This window comes from Actinomyces sp. 594 (genome assembly GCF_019325145.1).
Taxonomy (GTDB): Bacteria; Actinomycetota; Actinomycetes; order Actinomycetales; family Actinomycetaceae; genus Actinomyces.
Window position 1 is genome coordinate 16,040 of sequence record NZ_PIZC01000059.1, and the last position, 1,781, is coordinate 17,820.

At 73.3% G+C, this 1,781-nt stretch carries 1 protein-coding gene; it reads right to left on the bottom strand.

From position 1 onward, the window contains the following. The coding region (locus GZ998_RS10705; RefSeq protein WP_219109826.1) for a serine/threonine-protein kinase at positions 1–1,557 on the bottom strand (1,557 nt) is incomplete at its 3' end. Positions 1,558–1,781 lie beyond the last annotated feature (224 nt).

Genomic DNA, 1,781 nt, shown 5'->3' on the forward strand with positions numbered 1-1,781 from the left:
GACGCCGTCCAGGCCGATCAGGTGCGTCTCCTCATCGCGCACGCACAGGAGGGTGGCGGCCGTCCAGAAGCCCGCCGTATCGCATTCCCCGGCCCAGACCGGGGCCTGGTTGGCGGCGTCCAGGTCGTACAGCGACCAGTAGTTGGAACTCGTCCGAGCCGCGACGGCACCGTGATCGGGTGCGATGCGGTACTCGCTGACACCCGTCATCCGCTGCAGCTCCACGGCATCCGCGCGGGCGGGCAGCGCGGTGACGGCGGTGGCGGCCGGGGCGGCCGCGCGGTGGCGCCAGGCGTACAGACCGCCTCCGGCTACAGCGATCGCCACGACGGCCGCAATGGCCCCCAGCAGCAGTCTGCGGCCCCGGCGTGCGCCCCGGTTCCCCCGGCGTCGGCTCGCAGGTGCGCCGGGCACGTCCACCGGAGCCCAGTCGGCCGAGGTCGGCGACAGTGCCTCCGGCGCCAGCTGCGGATAAGTGGCGAAGCGCGTGCGGATATCTGCCTCCGGTGCCGACGCCGCCCCGCCACTACCGGCCACAACCGTAGGCTCCGCCGTCAGCGGCGCCGTGGGGGCGGTCCCGGCAGCGGGAGTGACCGCACCGTCCGTCGGGGGCAGGGGGACGCCAGGCGGCGCCTCGCCGTCGGCCCACACGTACGGCGTGGGCGCGGACGCCGACGGCGGTGGCACAGACAGGCGCGCTGCGGCCGGTGCTCCCGCCGCTGCCGCCACGGCCTCCTCCAGCTGCGCGGCCACCTGTCTTGCGGTGGGACGCGCAGCGGGCTGCTTGGCGAGCATGCGCTCCAGCACCGCCCACAGGGCGTCGGGGATGCCGTCGGGGCGTCCGGGGGCGCGGCGGGCGTGCTGGGCCAGCACCTGGGCCGGGGCACCGACGAAGGGAGTCACGCCGCAGGCCGCCTCGTACAGCAGCACGCCCAGGGAGTAGACGTCAGCGGCGGGCGTGGGCGCGGCGGGATCGAGGATCTCCGGCGCCATGTACAGCGGCGTACCGATGGCACCGGTGGCATGGGAGGAGGCGACCGTGTCGCAGATGCGGGCGACGCCGAAGTCGGCCAGCCGGGGTGTCCACTTCTCCGCGGCCTCCCCCGCTCCGGCGTCGATGAGCACATTGGCGGGCTTGATGTCGCGGTGGACGATGCCGGCGTCGTGTACGGCGGCCAGGCCGTGAGCGAGCATCGCCCCGACGCGGGCAACCTCGGCGGGCGGCAGCACACCCCGTTCATTGAGAAGGCGCCGCAGGTTGCCGCCGCCCACGTAGTCCATGACGATGGCGAACCGGCTGCCCTCCACGACCATGTCCTGCACGCCGACCACATAGGGGGAGGACACGCGCATCAGGGTGGCGCGCTCCCGGATGAAGCGCTCGATAACGCCCGCATCCTCCAGCAGATCGGCGCGCAGCAGCTTGACCGCCAGGGGGGTGTCGGGCGCGTCGGTGCGGTGGGAGAGCCAGACCTCTCCCTGTGCGCCGGCCCCAATGCGCGTATCCAACACATAGGCGCTGCCAAGGCGTTGGGCGGCATCGTCGGTCGGGGGCATGGGCGTCTCCTCGAGAGTGGGTGAGGTGGGGCTGGGCGGATTCCTCGGTCCTGCCGCCTGCGGGACATCCTAGACGGAAAGTCTCGTTCGGATGACGGTCAGTCCGGAGCCATATCTACCGAACTCGGCACGTAACGTCTACCGAACTCGGCGGGGGGTGGTGCAGCCGCGTACCGGAGACGCGAAGGCGGCGGGCCGGCCCCGCCTGGGGAGCCGGCCCGCCG